The organism is Enterobacter cloacae complex sp. IR5403 (assembly GCF_049238705.1).
Classification (GTDB): Bacteria; Pseudomonadota; Gammaproteobacteria; order Enterobacterales; family Enterobacteriaceae; genus Enterobacter; species Enterobacter hormaechei_C.
The window spans coordinates 79,953-106,169 of record NZ_JBMKHP010000006.1 but is presented as its reverse complement, the minus strand read 5'-3'; the positions used below and the strand labels follow the sequence as shown (position 1 = coordinate 106,169).

28 protein-coding genes and 3 tRNA genes are annotated in these 26,217 nt (G+C 53.5%); 11 read left to right on the top strand and 20 right to left on the bottom strand.

The genetic code is table 11. From position 1 onward, the window contains the following. Positions 1-338: 338 nt before the first annotated feature. The 4 genes from ACOTW6_RS10880 to ACOTW6_RS10865 all read right to left on the bottom strand — a co-directional run bounded on the left by ACOTW6_RS10880 (position 339) and on the right by ACOTW6_RS10865 (position 3,352). A complete protein-coding gene (locus tag ACOTW6_RS10880) occupies positions 339-773 on the bottom strand; it encodes a DUF2787 family protein (protein ID WP_021536921.1) in 435 nt (144 codons plus the stop codon). An 87-nt stretch (positions 774-860) separates the two neighbouring features. After that, entirely contained in the window at positions 861-1,376 is a 516-nt protein-coding gene (locus tag ACOTW6_RS10875; protein ID WP_038416315.1) for a hypothetical protein, read from the bottom strand. 25 nt (positions 1,377-1,401) lie between these two features. Further along, a complete protein-coding gene (locus ACOTW6_RS10870) occupies positions 1,402-1,773 on the bottom strand; it encodes a hypothetical protein (protein WP_421766247.1) in 372 nt (123 codons plus the stop codon). A gap of 376 nt (positions 1,774-2,149) precedes the next feature. Continuing rightward, positions 2,150-3,352, bottom strand: a complete 1,203-nt coding sequence (locus ACOTW6_RS10865; protein WP_001721489.1) for a site-specific integrase — start codon at positions 3,350-3,352, stop codon at positions 2,150-2,152. An 80-nt stretch (positions 3,353-3,432) separates the two neighbouring features. Here ACOTW6_RS10865 and ACOTW6_RS10860 point away from each other — a divergent pair, with 80 nt between their 5' ends. Then, complete coding sequence (locus ACOTW6_RS10860; RefSeq protein ID WP_252007484.1) at positions 3,433-4,173, top strand: hypothetical protein; 741 nt, start codon at positions 3,433-3,435, stop codon at positions 4,171-4,173. 241 nt (positions 4,174-4,414) lie between these two features. Here the strand turns inward: ACOTW6_RS10860 and ACOTW6_RS10855 are convergent. The 6 genes from ACOTW6_RS10855 to uvrY all read right to left on the bottom strand — a co-directional run bounded on the left by ACOTW6_RS10855 (position 4,415) and on the right by uvrY (position 7,967). Continuing rightward, positions 4,415-4,501, bottom strand: a tRNA-Leu gene (locus ACOTW6_RS10855). Positions 4,502-4,512: 11 nt separating this feature from the next. Further along, positions 4,513-4,586: transfer RNA gene (locus ACOTW6_RS10850), tRNA-Cys, on the bottom strand. 51 nt (positions 4,587-4,637) lie between these two features. Then, positions 4,638-4,713, bottom strand: a tRNA-Gly gene (locus ACOTW6_RS10845). Positions 4,714-4,876: 163 nt separating this feature from the next. After that, a complete protein-coding gene (gene pgsA / locus ACOTW6_RS10840) occupies positions 4,877-5,425 on the bottom strand; it encodes a CDP-diacylglycerol--glycerol-3-phosphate 3-phosphatidyltransferase (protein ID WP_003859652.1) in 549 nt (182 codons plus the stop codon). A 56-nt stretch (positions 5,426-5,481) separates the two neighbouring features. Beyond that, positions 5,482-7,314, bottom strand: a complete 1,833-nt coding sequence (uvrC, locus tag ACOTW6_RS10835; RefSeq protein WP_017384477.1) for an excinuclease ABC subunit UvrC — start codon at positions 7,312-7,314, stop codon at positions 5,482-5,484. Further along, a complete protein-coding gene (uvrY, locus tag ACOTW6_RS10830) occupies positions 7,311-7,967 on the bottom strand; it encodes a UvrY/SirA/GacA family response regulator transcription factor (RefSeq protein ID WP_017384478.1) in 657 nt (218 codons plus the stop codon). The genes uvrC and uvrY overlap by 4 nt, the downstream gene beginning before the upstream one ends. 397 nt (positions 7,968-8,364) lie before the next feature. Between uvrY and ACOTW6_RS10825 the strand changes: the two genes are divergently transcribed. Both ACOTW6_RS10825 and ACOTW6_RS10820 read left to right on the top strand, forming a co-directional pair. Further along, entirely contained in the window at positions 8,365-8,445 is an 81-nt protein-coding gene (locus ACOTW6_RS10825) for a hypothetical protein (RefSeq protein WP_418235935.1), read from the top strand. Next, positions 8,432-8,656, top strand: coding sequence for a DUF2594 family protein (locus ACOTW6_RS10820; protein ID WP_003859644.1), 225 nt, complete (start codon positions 8,432-8,434; stop codon positions 8,654-8,656). The genes ACOTW6_RS10825 and ACOTW6_RS10820 overlap by 14 nt, the downstream gene beginning before the upstream one ends. Before the next feature lie 64 nt (positions 8,657-8,720). On the opposite strand, the gene sdiA is transcribed toward ACOTW6_RS10820, so the two are convergent. The 8 genes from sdiA to ACOTW6_RS10780 form a co-directional block, all read right to left on the bottom strand. After that, positions 8,721-9,443: a transcriptional regulator SdiA gene (gene sdiA, locus ACOTW6_RS10815; RefSeq protein WP_045333304.1), complete on the bottom strand. Its 723-nt coding sequence runs from the start codon at positions 9,441-9,443 to the stop codon at positions 8,721-8,723. Positions 9,444-9,666: 223 nt separating this feature from the next. Beyond that, the gene (gene tcyN / locus ACOTW6_RS10810; protein WP_062933822.1) at positions 9,667-10,419 is read right to left on the bottom strand and encodes an L-cystine ABC transporter ATP-binding protein TcyN; all 753 of its coding nucleotides are present in this window, start codon (positions 10,417-10,419) and stop codon (positions 9,667-9,669) included. Next, positions 10,416-11,084, bottom strand: coding sequence for a cystine ABC transporter permease (tcyL, locus tag ACOTW6_RS10805; protein WP_003859632.1), 669 nt, complete (start codon positions 11,082-11,084; stop codon positions 10,416-10,418). Before tcyL ends, tcyN begins: the two co-directional genes overlap by 4 nt. A 21-nt stretch (positions 11,085-11,105) precedes the next feature. Continuing rightward, positions 11,106-12,092 (bottom strand): D-cysteine desulfhydrase, encoded by a 987-nt coding sequence (gene dcyD, locus ACOTW6_RS10800; RefSeq protein WP_062933821.1) that lies wholly within the window; start codon positions 12,090-12,092, stop codon positions 11,106-11,108. Between the two features lie 103 nt (positions 12,093-12,195). After that, entirely contained in the window at positions 12,196-12,996 is an 801-nt protein-coding gene (tcyJ, locus tag ACOTW6_RS10795; RefSeq protein ID WP_062933820.1) for a cystine ABC transporter substrate-binding protein, read from the bottom strand. An 86-nt stretch (positions 12,997-13,082) separates the two neighbouring features. Then, the gene (fliZ, locus tag ACOTW6_RS10790; protein WP_062933819.1) at positions 13,083-13,634 is read right to left on the bottom strand and encodes a flagella biosynthesis regulatory protein FliZ; all 552 of its coding nucleotides are present in this window, start codon (positions 13,632-13,634) and stop codon (positions 13,083-13,085) included. Between the two features lie 54 nt (positions 13,635-13,688). Beyond that, a complete protein-coding gene (locus tag ACOTW6_RS10785) occupies positions 13,689-14,408 on the bottom strand; it encodes an RNA polymerase sigma factor FliA (RefSeq protein WP_003859623.1) in 720 nt (239 codons plus the stop codon). Between the two features lie 163 nt (positions 14,409-14,571). Further along, positions 14,572-15,900: a flagellin gene (locus ACOTW6_RS10780; protein ID WP_062933818.1), complete on the bottom strand. Its 1,329-nt coding sequence runs from the start codon at positions 15,898-15,900 to the stop codon at positions 14,572-14,574. A gap of 269 nt (positions 15,901-16,169) precedes the next feature. Between ACOTW6_RS10780 and fliD the strand changes: the two genes are divergently transcribed. The 4 genes from fliD (at position 16,170) to amyA (ending at position 19,980) form a co-directional block, all read left to right on the top strand. Further along, complete coding sequence (fliD, locus tag ACOTW6_RS10775; protein ID WP_062933817.1) at positions 16,170-17,582, top strand: flagellar filament capping protein FliD; 1,413 nt, start codon at positions 16,170-16,172, stop codon at positions 17,580-17,582. 30 nt (positions 17,583-17,612) lie between these two features. Further along, a complete protein-coding gene (fliS, locus tag ACOTW6_RS10770) occupies positions 17,613-18,023 on the top strand; it encodes a flagellar export chaperone FliS (RefSeq protein WP_047063139.1) in 411 nt (136 codons plus the stop codon). Further along, positions 18,023-18,394, top strand: a complete 372-nt coding sequence (fliT, locus tag ACOTW6_RS10765; protein WP_006811148.1) for a flagella biosynthesis regulatory protein FliT — start codon at positions 18,023-18,025, stop codon at positions 18,392-18,394. Before fliS ends, fliT begins: the two co-directional genes overlap by 1 nt. 98 nt (positions 18,395-18,492) lie before the next feature. Then, the gene (amyA, locus tag ACOTW6_RS10760) at positions 18,493-19,980 is read left to right on the top strand and encodes an alpha-amylase (protein ID WP_003859614.1); all 1,488 of its coding nucleotides are present in this window, start codon (positions 18,493-18,495) and stop codon (positions 19,978-19,980) included. 444 nt (positions 19,981-20,424) lie between these two features. Here amyA and yedD read toward each other — a convergent pair whose 3' ends face one another. Together yedD and fliE are read right to left on the bottom strand one after the other, a co-directional pair. After that, positions 20,425-20,838, bottom strand: coding sequence for a lipoprotein YedD (gene yedD, locus ACOTW6_RS10755; RefSeq protein WP_062932913.1), 414 nt, complete (start codon positions 20,836-20,838; stop codon positions 20,425-20,427). A gap of 75 nt (positions 20,839-20,913) precedes the next feature. Next, positions 20,914-21,228: a flagellar hook-basal body complex protein FliE gene (gene fliE / locus ACOTW6_RS10750; protein WP_003859612.1), complete on the bottom strand. Its 315-nt coding sequence runs from the start codon at positions 21,226-21,228 to the stop codon at positions 20,914-20,916. Between the two features lie 228 nt (positions 21,229-21,456). On the opposite strand from fliE, the gene fliF reads away from it, so the two are divergent. Genes fliF through fliI form a run of 4 tightly spaced genes read left to right on the top strand, consistent with a single transcriptional unit; the run spans position 21,457 to position 26,200 of the window. Beyond that, complete coding sequence (gene fliF, locus ACOTW6_RS10745; RefSeq protein ID WP_062932912.1) at positions 21,457-23,139, top strand: flagellar basal-body MS-ring/collar protein FliF; 1,683 nt, start codon at positions 21,457-21,459, stop codon at positions 23,137-23,139. Further along, positions 23,132-24,130 (top strand): flagellar motor switch protein FliG, encoded by a 999-nt coding sequence (gene fliG, locus ACOTW6_RS10740; RefSeq protein ID WP_003859608.1) that lies wholly within the window; start codon positions 23,132-23,134, stop codon positions 24,128-24,130. Before fliF ends, fliG begins: the two co-directional genes overlap by 8 nt. Then, the gene (gene fliH, locus ACOTW6_RS10735; protein WP_017693145.1) at positions 24,123-24,830 is read left to right on the top strand and encodes a flagellar assembly protein FliH; all 708 of its coding nucleotides are present in this window, start codon (positions 24,123-24,125) and stop codon (positions 24,828-24,830) included. The genes fliG and fliH overlap by 8 nt, the downstream gene beginning before the upstream one ends. Then, on the top strand, positions 24,830-26,200 hold the full coding sequence (fliI, locus tag ACOTW6_RS10730) for a flagellar protein export ATPase FliI (protein ID WP_017693144.1): 1,371 nt from the start codon (positions 24,830-24,832) through the stop codon (positions 26,198-26,200). Before fliH ends, fliI begins: the two co-directional genes overlap by 1 nt. Positions 26,201-26,217 lie beyond the last annotated feature (17 nt).

Genomic DNA, 26,217 nt, shown 5'->3' with positions numbered 1-26,217 from the left:
CCCAGTCTCTCGGCTATTTTCTCGCCTCGTGTTCGGTGCATAGTCCGTACCTTTATGGATTTGAAATTAAGAACCCTCACTCACAATTGCGTCTAACCAACTGTAATATCGACATAATTTTAAGGGTGTAAAACGTCCGTTGGGGTAATGATTAACAGACATCCCCCTGATTGGTCATTTAGGGGGAATGTTGGTAAAACCACGAGGGATCTGAGATCCCCCGCGTCTGCACATGTTTATGCGAACGGTCCGGTACAACCAGTATCATCATCATGCTGCGATGTACTGCGCATGAAGAGGATTACAAAGATGCCCGTTTTCTTCCTGTTCATAACAGGTCAACAACTTTCCACAGTTACCGTTACCCGGTAAATCCCCATAGACAGGTAATCCATAAAATTACCCTCCCATAAGGACCAGAGTTCATTCCTCTCTGCCGCCAGTGAAATATCCCCAGCCAGATAATGGAAGACGTATTGACCTGACCAACAAAAGTCCATTTCCTTTTCCAGCTCCGGATAGACTCGTCCCATGTAACTAAAGTCTGTGACATAATCGAAATACCATTCGTTATCCTGGCGGATGAACCGCATTTCAACCGGATGAAATCCGCCGGATTCTGCACTGTAGTCCGGGTCACGAAAATTAATGACTACTGCCCTGACCGATGTTTGCTGAGATTGTTCTGCCAGAAGCGTAACGATGTGCTGCTGAAATAATTTAGTGACAGGCAGCGATAATCCTGCCTGTTTTAAGACATACTGGGTTTGCATAATGAATATTCCTGAAAAAGATGAATGGTGGTGAGTAGCTGTTTCTGGTTGTATGAACGTACGGATAAAGAATTAATCCTCCGAGATCTATTCTCGATCACCAATTTTGCTGAGTGTTTTCAGTCTTACCCGCCAGTCAGCATATAAAACATGCGTAAATAATTTCTCCGGATGCGCCTCCAGCAGGCATATATCTGGCGAGCGTAGAACAGCAGCCAGAAAACCAGCATTATTGGCACTAGCCCCTTTAAACAGCGGTCTGAATACACCAGATGTGAAGCCCGTCGTTGGTTGTACTTCGAGCACACTTTCAATTTTAGAAAGTGAAATCCAGTCCTTAGAGAACAATCCTCCGCTGCCATTTGCCATGAGACGCAGGTAAAGTTCATTATCCGTTTCAGACATAGCCAGTTGCCATGTCAGAATACCGCTGGCTTTAGGGCTGATTTTTTCCGCCTGACCTGATTCAATTAGCAGCTTATAACTCTCTTCAGGTAATATTTGGCCATCTTCAGTGATACCTTTTTCAATATCACTTAAATCATTATTTAACTCCTGCTTCTCGTGTTCATTATTATTTTTCCCTAACTTTGATTTTCTCATTTTCATCTCCTGATTTTAATATGATTTACAGACGTGATTCCGCCATAGACATTAATGTGTCAATCCCCTTCAAAGGGCATTCCGGATGAAATAGCAGATAAATACCATTTCCATTATCTTCTGTAATTGATAGCATCAAGTAATATTCATCTGTCAGATGGACCACGAACTCAGGGTTTGCAATTAAATGATGAATTACATCCAGTACGTGTCGTTTAATATCTTCGGGAACATCACCGGGTTCAATGTACATTAATGTTACACCCACCTCGCCCCAAAAATTCATTGCGGAAAGTTCATCATCAAATGGAAGTATCAGTTCTTTTCTCAAAACAGACATAACTGAATCGGAAAGAAGGAGCGACGGCAGGTCTTGCCAGTTCGAGATAAATTTCATTGAATAATCCTCATAAACAAAAAACCCGATACGTTTTAAGTATCGGGATTACATAGACAGGGTAAAGAATCTGGAATTGCCTTCAGTGGTCATCTATATTCTTTCATAATATCCACAATCCTTGCAGATAAGCACTGGCGCATTATTCCTTTCACGCTGTTCAAGGAATCCAAATAGACGCTGTATCGCCCTGATGATTTCTTTAAGCAATTCTGGTAATTGCTCCGGGCTAATATAACCGGATGTCGATGTCAGAAACCGGTCATCGCGAGTCACCTTTGCTATATTTCCGGCAGTTTCTGTGACTGTATTCCGACTACCGCACTTAGGGCACTTTAACGGCATAATCATTCTCCACGTTTAAGAGATGCAAAAATCACTGTTCTTTACTGGTAGCTACGGGGGGTAAAAGAAGGTCGGTAACACCCTGCCCGGTCTGACGCATTCGCTCTGGTGTCAGTTTTGCGTAGCGCTCCGTACTCTGAATACTGGCATGCGCAAGCTGGGCTTTAACGTCATACAGACTGTACTGTCCGCTGGAGACAAGTAATGATGCGACGGAATGGCGCGTAGTGTGGAAACAGACTTCACTTTTATCTATCCCGCACTCTGCCAGTATTTTTTCATAGGCCCACCGGGGTTCTGATATTGGTTTTCCATTATCTTTTACGGCAAACAGATAGGGGTTGCTGCCAGCCCGTGGGATCGAATCAATAATAGATAATGCAACATCACTGAGATACACAGTTCTGCTGCGACCATTCTTAGTATAAGGAATGAATAACGACCTGTTATCCCGATCAATATGTTTGTGCATGACATTCAGCATTTCTGATTTGCGTGTACCGGTTAACAGCAGCATGGCTATCAGTCCCCCGGCTGCCTTATTGGGGTATCGTGCCGCAGCGTCGAGGATCCTTCTGATCTCATCGGCGTCAAAAAAGCGCGTCCGCTGATTATTCTCCTTCAGCAAAGGGATCTTATCGGCTTCATTCTTCTCCAGGACATCCTGTCGTAGCGCATAACGCCCCATAGTTTTCAGAATAGCCAGTGCCCTGTTACAGGTAGACGGTGCATACTGCTGGCCGTGAATACGACCCTCAAGCATGTCGAAAAGCACCTGCTGGATTTCCCGGGCCCGAAGGTCGCAGTAACGTATCTTCCCCAGACGAGGTTCAATGTATTGCGTGAAACGCTGAACATCCTTATCCCAGGACTTTTTATGGCGCTTGATGAACGGAACATAGGTCTGGTGAAAAAACTCACTAAGCGTTGGCATAGCACGATAATTATCGCGTTCTGCCTTAGGGTCATTTCCCAGTGCAATCGCCTCCTTGTGACGGCGGGCTATCTGACGGGCTGTCCCCACATCAATTTCAGGGAATCTGCCAATACTGATACTTTTTTTGGTACCGTGGAATGTGTATCGCAGGAGGAAACGTTTGTTACCCGTTCGACCTGAGAGGCATTTGAGGCCAATGACCTCGGTATCAGATACCTCAAGCTCTGTAGATCGGGTATCTGTGTTTGCCGGAAGGGCTTTGATGGATGAATTGGTGAATCGGAAGGATTTTTGCATATTTATCCTCATATATCTGATTGATATCATGAAAATAATATATATCTGAAGGTGTTTTTATTACGGGGCAGGATTGAAGAATGGAAAGGCTATTAGACGCGTACAAACGGATATTACAGGAAGTTGACGCCCAGTCATTTAACCTGAATGAAGATAAATACTCAGGCGTCTTTTTACCCGTGCCGTTTGAAGAATACTGGCATTCACCGGTAAAAATCATGCTGGTTGGACGAGAAACCGCAGGCTGGAATACGCTGAATGGTAAGAATACGATATCACGGGTGTTGGGACTTATACCTGACGTCACCATCGGGCAAGTGGTTGAAGAAGCTGTAGATCGTTACAGGAAACATCTTCCGGTACAAAATGATGGCACCACCAACCTCAAATCACGTAGCCGCTTCACGCAATATCATTTCAGGCTGGCCCGGGAGCTTAATATTCTTCCCCAGGCAATCGTGTATGCCAATCTACTGGCGTGGGATTACGACGGACTGACCCCTCTCAATCGCCCTCAAAATGAATTGCAGGAAGTCATATTAGCCTCGCTGAAGCTGCTGGCGGTACAAATTAAACACCTTGAGCCTGATTTCATCATCTTTGCATCTGGAGCCCGGAGAACAGACTACATCATAAAACAGGTGCTTACTGAGCTGGGCGGCTATGAGACTTCTTCAGTCATTCCGGGGAAGCTATGGGAGTTCAAAACAGGTAATGCAATCTGTTTCAGAATTGCCCATCCAAGGGCTATGCGCGGACACCAGAAGTACAGAGATGAGGTGATTGCACGAATTAAGCAACTTTGTACTAAGGGCGGCTAGAGCATTACAACTTGCTCAGCAGGCCCCCCTTCCCGGAAGAGTACCGGAAAACAGGCAAAGCGACCTGGTTCTCTATGCTGGAGGCGACACGTTCGATTCGGCATTGCCAGGCTGGAGATTGCAGCTCATTGCCCCCCGTGAGCACAGGATATGCACAGGACATGAATTTCAGGCACAAAAAAACCACCCGTAGGTGGTTTCACGACACTGCTCATTGCTTTGATTATTCTGCTTTTTCCCATGGTAGCCGGAGTGGGACTTGAACCCACACAGCGCGAACGCCGAGGGATTTTAAATCCCTTGTGTCTACCGATTCCACCATCCGGCCAGGGAAGAAAGTGGAGGCGCGTTCCGGAGTCGAACCGGACTAGACGGATTTGCAATCCGCTACATAACCGCTTTGCTAACGCGCCTTAAATCTGTTGTCTTTCGACCTGCACCCGCAAACTGCCGATGCACTAATCTGGAGCGGGAAACGAGACTCGAACTCGCGACCCCGACCTTGGCAAGGTCGTGCTCTACCAACTGAGCTATTCCCGCATGTCATCAAGTAACTATTTAACCACTTCCTAACCACTTGATTTCATTGTCGTCCGGCTAACTGTGCCGCCGTTCGATGCGTTGCATTCTACTGATATGACGTTATGAGTCAACGTTATTTTTTGCATCTCAGGATCGTTTGCTGAAAATTAAGCCGAAACGATCACTGTTCAAGCAAATCACCACGCGCAGCGTTCAAATATTGCAGCATTGACCACAGCGTCAGCACCGCCGCAACCCACAGCAGACCAATGCCAGCCCACTCTACCCAGGCATTGGGACGCCACAGCATCCATACCAGCGCCGCCATCTGTGCGGTGGTTTTAACTTTACCGATCCAGGACACCGCCACGCTGCTGCGTTTACCCAGCTCCGCCATCCACTCGCGCAGGGCAGAGATAATAATCTCACGGCCAATCATGGTTGCGGCAGGCAGCGTCACCCACCAGGTATGATAATGTTCCGCCACCAGCACCATCGCGATTGCCACCATCACCTTATCGGCAACCGGATCGAGGAACGCGCCAAAGCGGGTACTCTGGTTCCAGCGACGCGCCAGATAACCGTCAAACCAGTCCGTCACGGCAGCGATCAGGAAAATAAGCGCACAGGCAAAAGGCGCCCAGACGACCGGCAGGTAAAATGCCAGGACGAAGAACGGAATGAGCACAACGCGAAAGAGAGTGAGCAACGTAGGGATATTAAATCGCATGATGACGGTAACTGTCTGTTGTCAGTAAAATTTAGCTCTATGTTGCTACAGAGCCCTCAATGTTTCAACGAGTAGTAGATCTTTTCTGCCAGCCCTTGCGAAATACCCGGCACTTTTGCAATTTCTTCCATACTGGCGTTGAGTAATCCTTGCAATCCGCCCATATACTTCAACAGCATCTGGCGACGTTTTGGCCCGACGCCTTCAATCGTCTCAAGGGTACTGGTATTTTTCACTTTCGCCCGTTTTTTACGGTGCCCACTGATGGCATGATCGTGCGACTCATCGCGGATATGCTGGATCACATGCAGCGCAGGGGAATCCGGCGGCAGGCTAAAGCCCTCGCCTTCCGGCTCAAAGAACAGCGTTTCCAGGCCAGCCTTACGGTCTGCCCCTTTCGCTACCCCCAGCAGCAGCGGATGATTCTTATCCCACTCCACGTCGAGCGATTCAAATACCGCCTTCGCCTGCCCCAACTGCCCTTTCCCGCCGTCGATAAGGATAACGTCCGGGATTTTGCTCTCTTCAATCGCTTTACCATAGCGACGGCGCAGCACCTGGTTCATGGCGGCATAATCGTCACCAGGCGTAATGCCGGTGATGTTATAGCGACGATACTCTGCCCGCAGCGGACCGTTGGCATCAAAGACCACACACGACGCCACGGTCTGCTCACCCATCGTATGGCTGATGTCGAAGCATTCCATGCGTTTCACTTCCGGCAGCTTAAGCAGCGTAGCAAGCGCGGTTAAACGCTGGCTCACAGTCGACTGCTGGGACAGTTTAGTGGTCAGCGCCGTGGCGGCATTGGTTCGCGCCAGCTTCAGATAACGCGCGCGATCGCCGCGCGGTTTCGTCTGAACATTCACCCGGCGGCCTGCCAGCTCTGAAAGCGACTCCGCCAGCAGGGTTTTATCATCGAGCGTGAAGTCGAGCAGGATCTCCGAGGGCAGCGTACGCATCTGGCTGCCCTGCAAATAAAACTGGCCGACAAAGGTCTCCACCACTTCACCCAGCTCAGTGCCGCCAGGCACTTTCGGGAAGTAGCTGCGGCTGCCGAGCACTTTGCCCTGACGAATAAACAGCACATGAACGCAGGCCAGACCGGCGTCAAAGGCTACGCCGATAACATCGAGGTCGTCGCCCGTATTGGAAACAAACTGCTTCTCGGTCACCCTGCGCACCGCCTGGATCTGGTCGCGGATGCGTGCGGCCTCCTCAAATTCCAGCGCCGCGCTGGCTTTTTCCATACGGGCAATCAGTTGCGTCAGCACCTGATCGTCTTTCCCGGCTAAAAACAGGCGGACATATTCCACCTGCTGCGCGTACTCTTCTTCGCTCACCAGCCCTTCTACGCACGGCCCCAGGCAGCGGCCAATCTGATATTGCAGGCATGGCCGCGAACGGTTGCGATAAACACTGTTTTCGCACTGGCGAACGGGAAAGATTTTTTGCAAAAGCGCCAGCGTTTCCCGCACGGCATAACCGTTCGGGAAGGGGCCGAAATATTCACCTTTCGCATGCTTAGCGCCACGATGCATCGCCAGCCGCGGGTGCGTGTCGCCGCTCAGAAAGATAAACGGATAGGACTTGTCATCGCGCAGCAGAACGTTGTAGCGCGGCTGATACAACTTAATGTAGTTGTGCTCAAGGAGCAGCGCTTCCGTTTCCGTATGCGTTACGGTGACATCAATGTTGTGTATAAGTGCGACCAGCGCTTCGGTTTTACGGGAGGCAAGGTTGCTGCGGAAATAGCTGGAAAGGCGTTTCTTCAGATCTTTCGCCTTACCGACATAGATAACCGTACCGCCAGCATCGTACATACGGTAGACGCCTGGCTGGCTGGTGACGGTTTTCAGAAATGCTTTTGAATCGAACGCTTCACTCACTGACTTATTAACGACTCCGCATTGCACAAACCATGGCGAATGGCCAGATGAGTCAGTTCGACATCACCGTGAATGTTCAGTTTACTGAACATTCGATAGCGATAGCTGTTGACCGTTTTCGGGCTGAGGTTCAGCTGCTCTGAAATCTCATTCACCTTCTGACCTTTAGTGATCATCAGCATAATCTGCAATTCGCGCTCAGACAAACTGGCAAACGGAGATTCCGTTTTTTCCGGTTCAATCTGACTCAGAGCCATCTGTTGAGCAATATCAGAAGCGATGTAGCGCTGCCCGGCGTGTACGGTGCGGATCGCATTGACAACTTCCTGCGGCGCGGCGCCTTTACTGAGATACCCGGCAGCACCCGCCTGCATAACCCTGGCAGGCAGCGGATTTTCGGTATGGACGGTCAGCATGATAACTTTGGTATCAACGAACATGCGCGCGATTTTGCGCGTGGCTTCAAGCCCGCCAATACCGGGCATGTTCATATCCATCAGCACCACGTCTGCGGAGTTAGCGCGACACCATTTGACGGCATCTTCGCCACAGCACGCCTCGCCGGCAACTTTAATACCCTTTATATCTTCAAGAATGCGTCGTATCCCTGCGCGCACCAGTTCGTGGTCATCAACAAGAAGGACGTTGATCAAAGGAAATGTCTCCAGAATAGGGATAACGCTACTGACTGCTAATTGGGTTTATATTAACGGTTTTCCATGCAAGATTAAAACGCTAAAAAATCGTCTATACGATTCTGGTCTCGTTTTTGGAAATTAGGCTGTACAGCAAGTGGAAAGAAAACCCTTGTCCGCTGGGCTTTTACCGCTATTTTTTAGCATCGACATTCAAAAAGTTACTAAAACAGTTGTTAACTCTGACGAAAAAGAGCGCGCGATTTTTTGTAACAACAATTAACGAATGGCGAACCGGGGATAAACATTTAATTGTCGCTAACATATTGGACAGAGTACCTTCATAATCCGCGCCGCCCAATAATCACGGCGTGATAAGTATAAAAAACAACCACTGCATTTTTTGCCGTAGCTTGTGGTATACTCCGCCGCCTTAACTTTCATCGTCGCGCTCATGCGCTGTTTTATAATGAGGAAAATAAATGAGCACACCTGAATTTGCCACTGCCGAGAATAACCAGGAACTGGCACAGGAAGTAAACTGCCTGAAGTCGCTGCTGACGCTTATGCTACAGGCGATGGGCCAGGCTGATGCTGGTCGTGTGATCATTAAAATGGAAAAACAGATCGCGCAGATGGAAGACCAGGCTGAATCCGCTGTTTTTGCCAATACGGTTAAGCAAATTAAACAAGCCTACCGCCAGTAACAAAAACGGCTGGATGCAAAGCATTCAGCCGTTTTCTCGTCTGACACGCAGAACGTGATATCAGTCAGATAAGCCCCGTCGCCGCGGCATAACACGCTATCTGGATCTTATTCGGTGCGTTGAATTTCTTCTGCATATTCTTTTGATGGAAATTGACGGTATTTTCCGAGATGGAGAGAATGATGGCGATTTCTGCCGACGTCTTCCCTTCTGCGGTCCACTTCAGAATTTCCCGCTCACGCTTGCTGAATTTCATTTCAGGCGGCATCACCGTCTCATGTTCAAAGCGCAGCAGCGTAGTGAGCGCCATCTGGACCAGCATTTGTAAACGCAGCTCAATTTCTTCACTGGATATCGAGTGTGCCTGTAAGCTGGTACATGACACGGAGAGGAAACCGAGCGCATGATTTGGCATCATCAGACACTGCGTTATTCCCTTGCGTAAACCGTGGTCCCGCGCGCCGTCCCATAATTGCTGGGCATCCGTGAATAATTCATCTGTCCAGGGCAAATGTCCCTGAATGAAATTCTCCGGCTTCAGCACCGGGTCAATGGCGAAATAATTCTCGGACTGATATTGCGCCATCCATTGTTGCGGATAACTGGAATGGACGGATGTTCGCGGGCGGGTAAATGGCACAGGGTGTCGAACACAAAGCGCATAATAATCGAATTCAAGCGCCTGCGTTTGTCGCTGAAGTTCCTGATATACCTCTTCGGCACAGGTCATTTCCTGAAACCGGAGGAAGCATTCCCGTCGCCAGGTGAAAAAGTCTATATCCCTCATACTTACTGAATGAAGCCTCTGATAAAGATAATCATTATTATGGTGAATATAACCTAACACATAAAGCATGATTATTTATATAAAATATCGGCCACAGGGAGATTATCTTTAATTTGGCGATGGCTTACCCACATCAGGCGGAATAAAAAAGCAACAGAACGGAGTTTAAGGGAGGATAATTTGCTCCAGAAGCGGCATCTGGAGCAAATTGAACGCTAAAATGCTACTGCATTAAGAATTTTTCAAGGAACTGACGGGTACGGGGCTGCTGCGGATTGGCAAACAGCGCTTTAGCCGGCCCCTGCTCAACTATTCTCCCCTGATCCATGAAAATAGCCCGATCGGCAACGTCGTGAGCGAAGCTCATTTCATGCGTCACAATCACCATCGTGCGTTTCTCCTGCGCCAGCTGTCGGATCGTGTTCAGTACTTCCCCGACCAGCTCAGGATCGAGCGCGGACGTGGGTTCGTCAAACAGGATCACATCCGGGCGCATCGCCAGCGCGCGCGCAATGGCGACACGCTGCTGCTGCCCGCCAGATAAGCGACGCGGATAGCTCGTCTCCTTCCCTGCCAGGCCAACCTTCGCCAGCAGCTCGCGGGCGCGGGCCGTCGCGTCTTCCTTTGATTCACCCTTGACGATGACCGGCCCTTCAATAATGTTTTCCAGCACCGTACGGTGCGGAAAAAGGTTAAAGCTCTGGAACACGAAGCCGACATGCTGGCGCAGGCGGCGAATCAACCCTTTTTGCTGGCTGATGGGTTTCCCGGTATCAATGGTGATATCACCCACGCGGATCGTCCCGCCTTCGGGCTGCTCCAGTAAATTGATGCTGCGCAGCAGCGTGGTTTTGCCTGACCCGCTCGGGCCGATAATGGCCACCACTTCGCCCTGCTCAACCTCAAGGTCAATGCCATGCAGCACCGTTTGCCCGTGGAATTTTTTCACCAGGTTTTTGACGTCAATTGCACTCATTTTGGATCACGCTCCTGGCGGTTAAGCTGGTTTTCAAAATAGTTTTGCAGAGCGGACAGTACCGTCGCCATCACCCAGTAAATCAGCGAGGCCGCCAGATACATGGTAAACACTTCCAGCGTGCGCGAGGTGATCAGCTGCGCCTGACGGAACAGCTCCGGCACCTGAATGGTCGCCGCAAGCGAGGTGTCTTTCACGAGGCTGATAAAGCTGTTGCTCAGCGGCGGCAGCGCCACGCGCGCCGCCTGGGGCAGGATCGCCCGGCGCAGCGTTTGCCACGGGGTCATCCCGATACTGGCCGCCGCTTCCCACTGCCCTTTATCGATGGAGGAGATCGCCGCACGCAGCGTTTCAGAGGTGTACGCCGCCGTATTCAGCGACAGGCCAATCATCGCCGCCGGGATCGGATCCAGCTCAATACCGAACTGTGGCAGACCGTAGTAAATCATAAACAGCTGGGCGATAAGCGGCGTTCCGCGGAACACGGAGATGTAAAACCGCGCCAGCCAACGCACCGGCCAGATGTTGGACATACGCATCAGTGCCAGCACAAACCCGAGCACCAGCCCGAAGAACATCCCGCCGATACTGAGCTGTAAAGTAAACACCGCGCCCTTAAGCAAGAACGGCAGCGAATCAATAACCAGTTGAATACTTTCTTGCATTATTATTTTTCTACCTGATTTTTAGACATGAGGATGATAGGCAAACAGCGCAGGCGCTCCGCCAGTATGAACAAACAAAATGGGTCCTTCATCCTTAAAGCGCTTGCGGGCGATGCCGTCGATCAGGCCCGCCATTGCCTTGCCGGTATAGACCGGGTCGAGCAGAATACCTTCGAGACGGGCCAACAGCTTAACCGCCTCCATCCCTTCATCATTGGGGGTGCCATAGCCCGGCGCGAAATAGTCATCCCACAGCACTATTTCCGCCTTCGCCTGAAGCGCAAGCTGTTCAGACACCGCCTGTTGCAGGGTGACGACTTTCGGCTTCTGGTCCGCAACGCTTCTGGAAACCGTCACGCCAATCAGTTCGACCTCCGGCATCAGCTGTTCAAGCCCGACCGCTAAACCGGCATGGGTCCCCGCACTGCCGGACGCCACCACCACCGAGGATAAACTTACCGCGCCTTCGCACTGCTGAGCGATTTCCAGCGCGCTCTCAACATAGCCGAGGGCACCCAGCGCATTCGAGCCGCCAACCGGGATCACGTACGGACGAAAACCCTGCGCTTCCAGCCGCGTCGCCAGCTCGTCGAGCTGTGCAGCCGGGTCGGTCAACGCGTCGACCATTTCAACCTGCACGTTGAACAGATCCAGCAGCAGACGGTTACCGTTAGTCAGGTAATTCTCTGCCTGCGTGCCGATCGGATTCTCCAGCAGGGCTACGCAGTGGAGTCCCAGCTTCGCCGCCACTGCCGCCGTCTGGCGAACGTGGTTAGACTGAATTGCCCCGGCGGTGATCAGCGTGTCCGCCCCCTCGCGCAGGGCATCGGCGGCGAGAAATTCCAGCTTGCGCAGCTTATTTCCGCCCATCGCCATGGGCGTCACATCGTCACGCTTAATGAAAATATCGCGCCCCAGATAGTCAGAAAATCGCGGCAGGTACTCCAGCGGCGTGGGTGCGCCGATAAATTCAAGACGGGGAAAGCGCGTTAAATTCTGTAGTGACATGGTTCCTCCGGTCACGCAAACAATTGTTATTTCATTATGCACGCAGACGCGCGAGAAATAAAAAAGGCGCTTTTAAAAGCGCCTTTTTTTGTCAGTCAGAGACTTATTTCGTCACGTCTGCGCCGAACCACTTCTCAGAAAGCGCTTTAAGGCTGCCGTCTTTCTGCATCTCAGCAATGGCGCCGTCGATGGCTTTCAGCAGATCCTCGTTACCTTTACGCACCGCCACGCCGGACTCCTGACGGGAGAACGCATCACCCGCAACTGCCAGGGTATTGTTGGTTTTCTTCACCAGATCCAGCGCTGCCAGGCGGTCCACCAGAATGGCGTCAATACGGCCTACGCGCAGATCCTGGTATTTCGTCGGGTCATCATCGTAGGTACGGATGTCCACGCCCTGCACGTTCTGGCGCAGCCACTCTTCGTAGTTGGTGCCCAGACCGACGCCGACTTTCTTACCTTTCAGGTCCGCTGCGGACTTGATGCTGCCTTCGTTACCTTTCTTCACCAGCGCCTGAATACCGGACACGGTGTACGGCGTGGAGAAGTCATACTTCTTCTTACGCTCGTCAGAAATGGTTACCTGGTTAATCACCACGTCAATACGTCTGGAGTCCAGTGACGCCAGCATCCCGTCCCATTTGGTGGGTTTCAGGGAGGCTTTAACGCCGAGGTGTTTCGCCAACTCCTGCGCAAACTCCACTTCAAAACCGGTCAGTTTACCGTCGTCGCCCTGGAAGCTGAACGGAGGATAGGTTCCTTCCAGCCCAACCAGCAGCGTGCCGCGCTCTTTAACTTTGTTGAGCAGACTCTCTGCCGCGAACGTTTTCACGCTCATCCCCGCGACCAGCGCAACGGCCATCATCCCCATCAGCGCCTGACGACCCAGAAGTGCTAATTTCATAAGTACCCCGATACAGTGGAATTTTTGAGTAGTGTAGAGAAATCGCCTGCAACGTCAAAGGCGGCTGCGCTACATCTTATTCTTTTTTAATATATATCAGAAGTTGTTCCGGCGCGGACTTTCTGCTTTATGACGCCCGGCATCTGGACTTTAAATTGCGCGTACTTTCGCAACGCGATGCGGTAATTATTGGTACTTGTGGCGGGCAACCAGGGTTCCAGATTTTCATCCAGGTATCCGGTCGTCAGCAGATCGCGGGAGATATTTTGCATGGTCAAATGCTGACCCAGGCGGCGCAGGCGAACCACGTATTCACGCACGGTGCCGTGACTCATCTCCGTTTGTTCAAACAGGAATTGCTTGAAGCCGATAATATCGAAGAAGTCGCTTTGCTCTTTGCAATGGAGATCGCCACAGAAACGGCAAAGCGCTACCCACTCTTTTTGCTCTTCAAGCCAGGCGGCTTCATCCATCAGCGTGTCGAGGCGGGAAATCGCAATCTTGTTCACGATTTCACCGCGACGAACCAGCGTGATGCGGTCGAGTAATTTTTTACAGTGGGCGCAATGCGTCTGGCTGTGTTTAAAGTCTTTCAGGTAGCGGCTTAAAGGCCGTCTTTTAGATTGCTGCACCGTCATGATAACTCCTGGTTGTCAATACGTTGTGCGGCATTTCCAAGGCGAATAACTCACCTATAACTTACCCAGTTTTGTGCGCAGGCGTTTAATGGCCTGGCTGTGCAGCTGGCTCACCCGTGACTCGCCCACCTCCAGCACGGCGCCAATCTCTTTGAGATTGAGCTCTTCCTGGTAATAGAGGGTTAACACCAGTTGCTCACGTTCCGGTAAAGCTTCAATTGCTTCCATCACGCGCTGGCGTAAATTCCCTTCCAGTAAATGGTGTAACGGGTTTTCTTGCTGGTGTTCATCCGTCACCAGCTCGATGCTATCGCCATGCTCTTCGCGCCACTCATCATAAGAGAAGAGTTGGCTGTTATTGGTATCGAGCAACATCTGGCGATACTCTTCAACAGGAATGCCCAGACGTTCCGCCACTTCGGTTTCCGTCGCGTTGCGCCCCAGCTCCTGTTCCAGCTGCCCCATCGCATGCGCCACTTCGCGCGCGTTGCGGCGAACGCTGCGCGGCACCCAGTCGCGGCTGCGCAGCTCGTCCAGCATCGCACCACGAATACGCTGCACTGCGTAAGTCGTAAATGCCGTTCCTTGCAGAGCGTCGTACCGGTCAACTGCATTCAATAACCCGATACCGCCCGCCTGTAGCAGATCGTCCAGTTCCACGCTCGCCGGCAAACGCACCTGGAGGCGCAATGCTTCGTGACGCACCAGCGGAACATAACGCTGCCACAGCGAGTGTTTATCCATTACACCTTCAGCGGTATAGAGTGAATTCACGATAAACAGCCCTGCGTTAGTTGAGTTATCGGCATGATTATCCGATTCTGGAGGGGTTTTAATCGGGTGAATAGTGGGTGAAATGAGGGGTTATTTGGGGGGTTACGCTTATGCGTGGATAGAAAAAACCCCGCCGAAGCGGGGTTTGAGCGTAATCAGGCGATTAGCCTTGCAGCAGAGACAGAACCTGCTGAGGAACCTGGTTAGCTTTGGACAGCACGGAGTTACCGGCCTGCTGAACGATCTGCGCTTTAGACATGTTGGACACTTCGGTCGCATAGTCGGCGTCCTGGATACGGGACTGCGCTTCAGACAGGTTGGTGGTGGTGTTGTTCAGGTTGGTTACGGCAGAGCTCAGACGGTTCTGGACCGCACCCAGTGAAGAACGGAATTTGTCTACGGACGCGATAGCTTTGTCCAGCAGAGCCAGCGGATCGTTGGTAGATGCGCCTGCGAATTCTGCTGTTGCAGCAGTAGTACCATTTTGGCTAAGTTCAATTTTAGCCTGATTACCAGCAGCTGTATCTCCATCAATTGTTACTTTAGTAGCGGCAGCGCCAGCAGCGCCATTAGCATTCACTAATGAGCCATCAGCAACATAGTTTTTACCCTGCACGGTAACAAAACCAACTGCATTGTTTTTTGCATCAGCACCAACCTGAACCAGGCTACCAGCTTGGGTGGCATTAGCAACACCATTCGCTGCGTCATTATAAGTTACGTCGGCTTTGTTCAGTTTAACTGTGCCAGCCGCATCAACAGATGCTGCATAGCTCTTATCGCCATACTGAACAACATAAGTAGGCGTTGCTACGCCACCTTTAGTTACGTTGTGCAGAGAAACAGCTGAGGCATCAGTAATGTTAAGATCGGTCAGAACAGACGCATCCATCTTAACAGCGATTGGCGCATTAGCTCCGTTCGGCAGTTGAGTGATCGCTTCGCCAGTTTCGAGAGCATTTTTAGACACTGAGAAGCCGTTCAGGCCGAGAGTAGAAGAGTCGATTTTTTGCAGATCGATGGAAATAGTCTGACCATCATTCGCACCAACCTGAATCTTCATGGTACCGTCTTTAGCCAGTACGTTCACGCCGTTGAACTGAGTCTGACCAGATACGCGGTCGATTTCAGACAGACGGGATTTGATTTCGTCCTGGATTGAAGACAGGTCAGAATCAGAGTTAGTACCGGTCGTTGCCTGAACGGTCAGTTCACGAACACGCTGAAGGTTGTTGTTGATTTCAGACAGTGCGCCTTCAGTGGTCTGCGCCAGAGAGATACCGTCGTTAGCGTTACGTGCAGCCTGAGTCAGACCTTTGATGTTAGAGGTGAAGCGGTTAGCGATAGCCTGGCCCGCAGCGTCATCTTTCGCGCTGTTGATACGCAGACCAGAAGACAGGCGCTCGATAGAAGAAGACAGAGCGGACTGGTTCTTGTTGATGTTGTTCTGAGTGATCAGCGAGAGGCTGTTGGTATTAATGACTTGTGCCATGATTTCGATTCCTGTTGTTCATCAAATCTGTTTGGTTAGATTTGGGTTTCCACCCTTCGGCTTCATCGCCGTCAAAGGTGTTATCGTCTGGTCCAAAACAACCTTTAGATTTTTTTTCAGGATCGCGTTAATTTTTTTAGCCACGGAAAAGCTCTTCTCTATTACCGTTATTCCCGCCATTAAAAAAAAGAAATTAACCGTAAACTTTCCCCCATTAAGGCCGATAACCCCACTATTCGTTCTACGTGTCGATAGATTAAGGAATAAATATGGCAAGTATTTCATCATTGGGGATTGGATCGGGTCTTAAGTTAGCAGACATTCTGGATAGTCTGACCAAGGCCGAAAAAGAGCAGCTGACGCCGATTTCCAAACAACAGTCATCTTATACCGCCAAGCTGAGCGCTTACGGCACGTTGAAGAGTTCACTGGAAGCGTTTCAGACCGCCAACACCGCGCTGAATAAAGCCGACCTGTTTACGGCGACCAGCACGTCGAGCAGCTCCACGGCATTCAGCGCCACCACCACCGGCAGCGCGATTGCCGGTAAATACACCATCAGCGTGTCGCAGCTGGCGCAGGCGCAAACCCTGACGACAAAAAACGCGCAGCCGGATACCAAAACGGCCATTGCTACAGCTGACAGCAAGATCACCTTTACCGCCGGTAACGGTAAAGATCCGGTCACCGTCGATATCAGCGCGGCAAACTCCTCGCTGACCGGCATTCGCGATGCGATTAACAAAGCTGACGCCGGCGTGACCGCCAGTATTATTAACGTCGGTAATGGTCAGTATCGTCTGTCCATCACCTCCACCGAAACCGGGGCGGACAACGCGGTCAGCATCAGCGTAAGCGGCGACAGCGCCCTGCAATCCTTTATGGGTTACAACGGCACCAGCACCGACGCCAGCAACGGCATGACGGAAAGCGTCACCGCGCAGAACGCGAAGCTGAAGGTGAATAACGTTGATATCGAAAACAGCAGCAACACTATCAGCGATGCGCTGGAAGATATCACCCTGAACCTGAACGACGTCACCACCGGTAACCAGACGCTGACGATCGCTAAAGATACGTCGAAAGCGGAAACGGCGATGAAAGCCTGGGTGGATGCCTACAACACCCTTCAGGACAGCTTTGCATCATTAACCAAATATACGGCAGTTGATGCGGGTACAGATGCGCAGGACTCCAGCAACGGCGCCCTGCTCGGGGATAGCACGCTGCGTACTATTCAGACGCAGCTGAAAACCATGCTGGGCAACTCCGTCGGCGGAACCGCCTATAAAACGCTGTCTCAGGTCGGCATTACTTCAGATCCAAGCACGGGCAAGCTGGAGCTGGACAGCGACAAGCTGAAAAAAGCGCTGACGGATAACCCGTCTGCCGTGAAAGATTTGGTTGTGGGTGACGGTAAAACCACCGGGATCACCACCACCATGGCCACCCATCTGACTGACTGGCTTTCCAGTAAAGGCATTATCCAGGCGGCCAAAGATGGCGTCAGCAAAACGCTGAACAAGCTGACGGATCAATATAACTCAGTTAGCGAACGTATTGACGCAAGAGTGGCACAGTACAAAGCCCAGTTTACCCAGCTGGACGTACTGATGACCTCGCTGAACAACACCAGCAGCTACCTGACGCAGCAGTTCGAAAATACGTCCAGCAACAAGTAGTAAACGCTAATCAGACCCGAGGGGGATAACATGTACGGCGCAAAAGGCACGCAAGCCTACGCAAAGATAGAAGTTGAAAGCGCGGTGATGAGCGCCAGCCAGCAGCAGCTGGTTATCATGCTATTTGATGGAGCCCTCAGCGCGCTGGTACGCGCGCGTCTGTTCCTGGCAGACGGTAATATCCCGGCAAAAGGGCTGGCGCTTTCAAAAGCCATCAACATTATCGAAAACGGGCTGAAGGTTGGCCTGGTGGAAAATAACGGGGATGAGCTTACGCAAAACCTGATTGCCCTTTATGCCTATATGGTACGTCGCCTCCTGCACGCCAACGTGAATAACGACGCCAGCGCCATCGAAGAGGTGGAAACCTTGCTGCGCAATATCGCTGACGGGTGGAAGGAGGTTGCCGGTACGCCACAACTGATGCAGGACGCCGTCTAATGAGTAACGCACCGCAACTTTATGCCCTTTATCAGCAACTCCTTGAGCAGAGCCAGTTGATGTTGCGACTGGCCCGGCAGGGACTATGGGATGATCTGATCATCTGTGAAACCGACTATGTTAATGCGGTGCACTCACTGGCTCGTCTCACTCAGGAAAGTGAACCTTCGATGCAGATTCAGGAGCAGCTTCGCCCGACGCTGCGGGTGATCCTGGACAACGAAGGCCAGGTAAAAACGTTGCTGCAAGCCAGAATGGATGAGCTGGCGAAGCTGGTCGGGCAATCTTCCATCCAGAAAACCGTTCTCTCCACCTACGGTAACCAGGGCGGTCATGTCCTGGTTCCGCAAAGTAATAGCGATATCAATTAGCCATTTAACTGGCGGGCAAACGTTAACCGTTTCGTTCGCCAGGCATTTCTGCCAAACCTGCTCCATACTTGAGTTTCGCGACCTCATGGAGATGGTGCATGCGCAACCCAACACTTTTACAATGTTTTCACTGGTACTACCCCACCGGCGGTGAACTGTGGCGAGAAGTCACGGCATTAGCCCCCAACCTGAACGAAATCGGCATCAATATGGTCTGGTTACCGCCAGCCTACAAAGGGGCATCCGGCGGCTATTCCGTCGGGTATGACTCTTATGATCTTTTCGACCTCGGTGAGTTTGACCAGAAAGGCAGCGTCGCCACCAAATACGGCGATAAAGCCCAGCTGCTGGAGGCCATCAACGCCTTAAAAAGCAACCAGATTGCGGTGCTTCTGGACGTGGTGGTCAACCACAAAATGGGGGCCGATGAAAAGGAACCCGTCCGCGTGCAGCGCGTGGATGCTCAGGATCGCACCCAAATCAGCGATGAGATCATCGAATGTGAAGCCTGGACGCGCTACACCTTCCCCGTTCGGGCCGGGCAGTATTCACAGTTCATCTGGGATTACAAATGCTTCAGCGGTATCGACCACATTGAAAACCCCAATGAGGACGGTATCTTCAAAATCGTGAACGACTACACCGGCGAAGGCTGGAACGATCAGGTCGACGACGAGATGGGCAATTTCGATTACCTGATGGGTGAAAATATTGATTTTCGCAACCACGCGGTGACGGAGGAGATCAAATACTGGGCGCGCTGGGTGATGGAGCAAACCCACTGCGACGGCTTCCGCCTGGACGCGGTAAAACACATCCCGGCCTGGTTCTATAAAGAGTGGATTGAGCACGTTCAGGAGGTGGCCCCGCAGCCGCTGTTTATTGTGGCGGAATACTGGTCTCACGAAGTGGATAAATTGCAGCACTACATCAATCAGGTGGACGGCAAAACCATGCTGTTTGATGCGCCACTGCAAATGAAATTTCACGAAGCCTCACGCCAGGGACGCGACTACGATATGAGCCAGATTTTCACCGGTACGCTGGTGGAAGCCGATCCGTTCCATGCCGTGACGCTGGTAGCCAACCACGACACCCAACCCTTGCAGGCGCTGGAAGCCCCGGTTGAAGCCTGGTTCAAACCGTTGGCGTACGCGCTCATCCTGCTGCGTGAAAACGGCGTGCCGAGCGTGTTCTACCCGGATCTTTTTGGCGCCAGCTATGACGACACCGGCGGGGATGGCGAGACGTATCACATCGATATGCCGGTGATTGAACAACTCCACGAGCTGATCCTCGCCCGGCAGCGTTTTGCCCACGGCGTGCAGACGCTGTTTTTCGATCATCCAAACTGTATTGCGTTTAGCCGCAGCGGGACTGAGGAACACCCGGGCTGTGTGGTGGTGCTGTCGAATGGCGATGACGGCGAGAAGACGATCTGCCTCGGGGAGAATTACGGCAACAAGACCTGGCGTGATTTTTTAGGCAACCGCGAGGAAACCGTGACCACGGCGGCGGATGGCGAAGGGACGTTCTTCTGTAACGGGGGCAGCGTCAGCGTCTGGGTGATTGAGGACGCGCTGTAGTGCTGGAACAGTGCGGTCTGCGGACCCGCTCCCGAAGCGTACGCCATCCTCACAAAATAATGTCTGCACAGACGGCCCCCTCTCCCTTGAGGGAGAGGGCTGGGGTGAGGGGGAACATACGGCTCTGGTGGTCATTCCGTTCACTTTATGTCCTTGCTACTCTGTCACAACATAACCGGTGAACGTGCCAGGGTGGCTCAGTCGCCACCACCCTGGCGACCCGGGCTTCCGGCGGAAAATCGCCGCTTCGCGGTGCCTTCGGCTTATTCCTTCCGGCTTATCGGGGACGGGCGGAGGTAACATCCCTGTAAAGCCCGCCCTCTCGGCGCATCCCTGCGCCTCGCCCCGGCCTACAGGAAACGCCTCAGCGATTTACAGCCGGACCAGAGCATCGCTGAAAGCCTTCAGTCGTTCTCAAACAAGTTTTTTGCTTCGGGTTAAAAGTTACGGAAGCTTACTCTCCAGCGAATTCTTGCTCAGGTAATCTGCGCATTCCACCGTTGGACGGTCAACCTTGTACAGTTCCATACCGTCATACTCCAGCGCCGCCCCATCACGCTCCAGCGGATAGACATCCAGCTTACGCGTCACGTTATAATAATCATCTGAACGCAGCATGATCTTACCCGGCACCGCGATAACGCGCTGCCACTGACGGCAATCCAGCGTATCCCCCTCTGGCGTCACCACCAGCGTGGCGATCGCTTCCGGGCTCACCATCGCGCTCTGCGGCCCTTTCGACTGCCAGTAACCTGCCAGTTGCGAAGGTACCGGGTGCTTAATTACTTCCTGATAGTTATCGACCTGAACACATCCCGCTAACGTCAGCATCGCAGCCACAATTGCTACTTTTTTCATCATCTTTCCTGCATGCGAAGAAAAAAATATTGTGGCATTAAAGCCATCAGGCTGCCAGCGTAAGATAGGTATTGATTAAACCTGCATCCCCATCACTTCCTGGTATGCCGACACCAGCTTGTTACGCACCTGCAACCCCATCTGCAATGACACCGACGCTTTTTGCAGATCGGCCATCACATCGTTGAGCGCCACGCCGGGTTCGCCAAGGGTAAATCTCTCAGCCTGGGTACGGGCCGCGTTTTGCTTGTCGCTGATCCGGTCCAGCGCCGCATGCAGTTGACCGGCGAAGCTAACGCCCGGCGGCTGGTCAGCCACGCTCTGGTTACGGGCGGTCATCGCCGTTGCCTGTAACTGACTGAGTACCCCTTCAATGCCCTGTATAGCCATGACTCTCCCCTGGATGGTTTTTTACGAGGTCAAGACTAACAGCTTGTCAATAAGATAATGGCGGTAAATAGCGTTAAAAAACCAGGTTATTTGACGCATAGAAAATCCCGAATCATCAAATAATGGCAGGGCCATCAGTATGGAACTTTTGTCGTGTTTGCCGACCCGGGAGTCAGTTTTGTTTCTCTACACGAATAACGTAAACCACCAGGATTTAAGAGGTGCGCAATGAGTGCGACAGCAGCATCGACAGCGCCGCAGAATAAATCACTCGAGTGGATGAACCGCCTTCGCGCCAACCCTAAGATCCCGTTGATTGTGGCAGGCGCTGCCGCCATTGCGATCGTTGTCGCGATGGTCTTATGGGCAAAAAGCCCGGATTACCGCACGCTCTACAGCAACCTTTCCGATCAGGATGGCGGCGCCATCGTCACCCAGCTGACCCAGATGAACATCCCGTATCGCTTTGCCGATAACGGCGGTGCGCTTGAAGTACCGGCAGATAAAGTGCACGAGCTTCGCCTGCGTCTCGCCCAGCAGGGGCTGCCAAAAGGCGGCGCGGTTGGGTTTGAGCTGCTGGATCAGGAAAAATTCGGCATCAGTCAGTTCAGCGAGCAGGTTAACTATCAGCGCGCACTGGAAGGTGAACTGGCCCGTACGATTGAAACCTTAGGCCCGGTGAAAAGTGCCCGTGTGCACCTGGCGATGCCTAAGCCGTCCCTGTTTGTCCGCGAACAAAAGTCCCCTTCTGCCTCTGTGACCGTTAACCTCGAACCTGGCCGTGCGCTGGATGAAGGGCAGATCAGCGCCGTCACGCACCTGGTCTCCAGTGCGGTGGCCGGTCTGCCGCCGGGTAACGTTACGCTGGTGGATCAGAGTGGTCATCTGCTGACGCAGTCCAACACCACCGGGCGCGATCTCAATGACGCTCAGCTGAAATACGCCGCCGATGTGGAAGGCCGTCTCCAGCGCCGCATCGAAGCGATTCTGGGCCCGGTGGTCGGCAGCAGCAACGTACACGCGCAGGTCACCGCGCAGATTGATTTCTCGAATAAAGAACAGACCGAAGAGCAGTACGCTCCGAACGGGGATGCCTCCCGTGCCGTGTTACGCTCGCGTCAAATCAATGAGACGGAACAGGTCGGCGGCCAGTATCCTGGCGGTGTGCCGGGCGCGCTCTCTAACCAGCCTGCGCCTGCCAACGCCGCGCCAATCTCCACCCCGCCGGCAAACCCGCAGAACGGTCAGCAAACGAATCAGCAGACGACCTCGACCGCGAACAGTACCGGCCCGCGTAACAGCAGCCGTAACGAAACGACCAACTACGAAGTCGACCGGACTATCCGCCATACCAAACTGAACACGGGCGATATTCAGCGTCTCTCTGTTGCCGTGGTGGTGAACTACAAAACGCTGCCGGACGGTAAACCGCTGCCGCTCACGGCGGAGCAGATGAAGCAGATCGAAGATTTGACCCGCGAAGCGATGGGCTTCTCTGAAAAACGTGGCGATACCCTCAACGTTGTGAACTCACCGTTCAACCCGGTGGATGAGTCCGGTGGCGAACTGCCGTTCTGGCAACAGCAGGCGTTCTTCGATCAGCTGATGTCCGCAGGCCGCTGGCTGCTGGTGCTGATTGTCGCGTGGCTGCTGTGGCGTAAGGGTGTCCGTCCTCAGCTACAGCGTCGTGCTGAAGCCGAGAAAGCCGCGCTGGAACAGAAGAACGCGCGTCCGGATGAGGAAGAAGCGGTTGAAGTTCGTCTCAGCAAAGATGAACAGATGCAGCAGCGTCGTGCTAACCAGCGCATGGGCGCAGAGGTGATGAGCCAGCGCATTCGCGAAATGTCAGATAACGATCCGCGCGTCGTCGCGCTGGTCATCCGCGGTTGGATGGGTAACGAACATGAGTAATACGCTTACAGGCACCGATAAGAGCGTCATCCTGCTGATGACTATTGGCGAAGATCGCGCGGCGGAGGTGTTTAAACACCTCTCCCAGCGAGAAGTGCAGATCCTCAGCGCGGCGATGGCCAACGTGCGCCAGATCTCCAACAAGCAGCTGACCGAAGTGCTGGCGGAGTTTGAGCAGGAAGCCGAGCAGTTTGCGGCGCTCAACGTCAACGCCAACGAATACCTGCGCTCCGTGCTGGTTAAGGCGCTCGGCGAAGAGCGCGCCGCCAGCCTGCTGGAAGATATTCTCGAAACGCGCGACACCGCCAGCGGGATCGAAACGCTCAACTTTATGGAGCCGCAAAGCGCCGCCGATCTTATTCGCGACGAGCACCCGCAGATTATCGCCACCATTCTGGTCCACCTCAAACGGGGTCAGGCAGCCGATATTCTGGCGCTGTTCGACGAGCGCCTGCGCCACGACGTAATGCTGCGTATCGCCACCTTCGGCGGCGTCCAGCCAGCCGCGCTGGCGGAGCTGACCGAAGTGCTGAACAACCTGCTCGACGGCCAGAACCTCAAGCGCAGCAAAATGGGCGGCGTGAGAACGGCAGCGGAAATCATCAACCTGATGAAAACGCAGCAGGAAGAGGCGGTTATTACGGCGGTACGCGAGTTCGACGGCGAACTGGCGCAGAAAATTATTGACGAGATGTTCCTGTTCGAAAACCTGGTCGAAGTGGACGATCGCAGCATCCAGCGCCTGCTCCAGGAGGTGGACTCCGAATCGCTGCTTATCGCCCTCAAAGGCGCCGAGCAGCCGCTGCGCGAGAAGTTCCTGCGCAACATGTCCCAGCGTGCGGCCGATATCCTGCGCGACGACCTGGCCAACCGTGGCCCGGTGCGTCTGTCTCAGGTGGAAAACGAACAGAAAGCGATCCTGCTTATTGTTCGTCGTCTGGCAGAAACCGGCGAGATGGTGATTGGCAGCGGAGACGACACCTATGTCTGATGAACTGTCGTGGAAGCGCTGGACGCCTGACGACCTCTCCCCTCCCACCGCAGAGTTCACCCCTGCCGTTGTGTCGTCCGACGAGGGCGACGCCGGGGCGGGTATCCCCGAGCTGAGTGAAGAGGAACAGCGCGCCCAGATGCTGGCCCAGATGCAAATGCAGGCGCACGAGCAGGGCTTCAACGCCGGGATGAACGAAGGCCGTCAGACCGGGCACGCACAGGGTTATCAGGAAGGGCTGGCGAAAGGTTTAGAGCAGGGCATCGAGCAGGCGCGCCAGCAGCAGGCGCCGCTGCATGCCCGCATGCAGCAGCTGGTGAGCGAGTTTCAGCACACGCTGGATGCGCTCGACAGCGTGATCGCCTCGCGCCTGATGCAGATGGCGCTGGAGGCGGCCCGTCAGGTGATCGGCCAGACGCCGGTAGTGGATAACGCCGCGCTGATTAAGCAGATCCAGGGGCTGCTCCAGCAGGAGCCGCTGTTCAGCGGCAAACCGCAGCTGCGCGTTCATCCTGATGATTTGCAGCGCGTGGAAGAGAGCCTCGGCGCGACGCTGAGCCTGCACGGCTGGCGGCTGCGCGGCGATCCGTCGCTCCATCACGGAGGCTGTAAGGTCTCGGCGGATGAGGGCGATCTGGATGCCAGCGTTGCGACCCGCTGGCAGGAACTGTGCCGCCTGGCGGCGCCGGGAGTCGTCTGATGACCGCTCGCCTTACGCGCTGGCTTAACACGCTCGATAATTTTGAAACGAAGATGGCGCAGCTGCCATCCGTTCGTCGTTATGGACGCCTGACGCGCGCCACCGGTCTGGTCCTGGAAGCCACGGGGCTGCAACTTCCGCTCGGCGCCACCTGCGTGATTGAGCGGCAGGACGGGGGGGAGACGCGTGAAGTGGAAAGCGAAGTGGTCGGGTTCAACGGTCAGCGCCTGTTTCTGATGCCCCTTGAAGAAGTGGAAGGGATTTTGCCCGGCGCCCGCGTCTACGCGAAAAACATCAGCGGCGACGGCCTGCAAAGCGGCAAACAGCTCCCGCTCGGTCCGGCGCTGCTGGGCCGCGTGCTGGACGGAAGCGGCAAACCGCTCGATGGCCTGCCCTCCCCTGATACCACCGAAACCGGCGCGCTGATCACCCAACCCTTCAACCCGCTGCAACGCACCCCAATCGAGCACGTACTGGATACCGGCGTGCGGCCGATTAACGCTCTGCTCACCGTGGGACGCGGCCAGCGTATGGGGCTGTTTGCCGGCTCCGGCGTGGGTAAATCGGTCCTGCTCGGCATGATGGCGCGTTATACCCAGGCGGACGTTATCGTGGTTGGCCTGATTGGTGAGCGTGGTCGCGAAGTCAAAGATTTTATCGAAAACATTCTGGGTGCGGAGGGCCGCGCCCGCTCGGTGGTGATCGCCGCGCCTGCGGACGTGTCGCCGCTGCTGCGTATGCAGGGTGCCGCCTACGCCACGCGTATTGCGGAAGATTTCCGCGACCGGGGCCAGCACGTACTGCTGATTATGGACTCCCTGACCCGCTACGCGATGGCGCAGCGTGAGATTGCGCTGGCCATCGGCGAGCCGCCCGCGACCAAAGGTTACCCGCCGTCGGTCTTCGCCAAGCTCCCGGCGTTGGTTGAGCGCGCGGGGAACGGCATCAGCGGCGGCGGCTCCATCACCGCGTTCTATACGGTACTGACCGAAGGCGATGACCAGCAGGACCCAATTGCCGACTCCGCGCGCGCGATCCTCGACGGCCATATCGTGCTGTCGCGCCGTCTGGCCGAAGCCGGGCACTACCCGGCGATTGATATTGAAGCGTCGATCAGCCGTGCGATGACGGCCCTGATCACCGAGCAACACTACGCCCGCGTGCGTAACTTCAAACAACTGCTCTCCAGCTTCCAGCGCAACCGCGATCTGGTCAGCGTCGGGGCGTACGCCAAAGGCAGCGACCCGATGCTCGATAAAGCGATTGCCCTCTGGCCGCAGCTGGAGGCATTTCTGCAACAGGGTATTTTTGAACGCGCCGACTGGGAAGATTCCCTCCAGGCACTGGAGCTGATTTTCCCGCAGGTGTAACACAGGTGGAGGGCGAA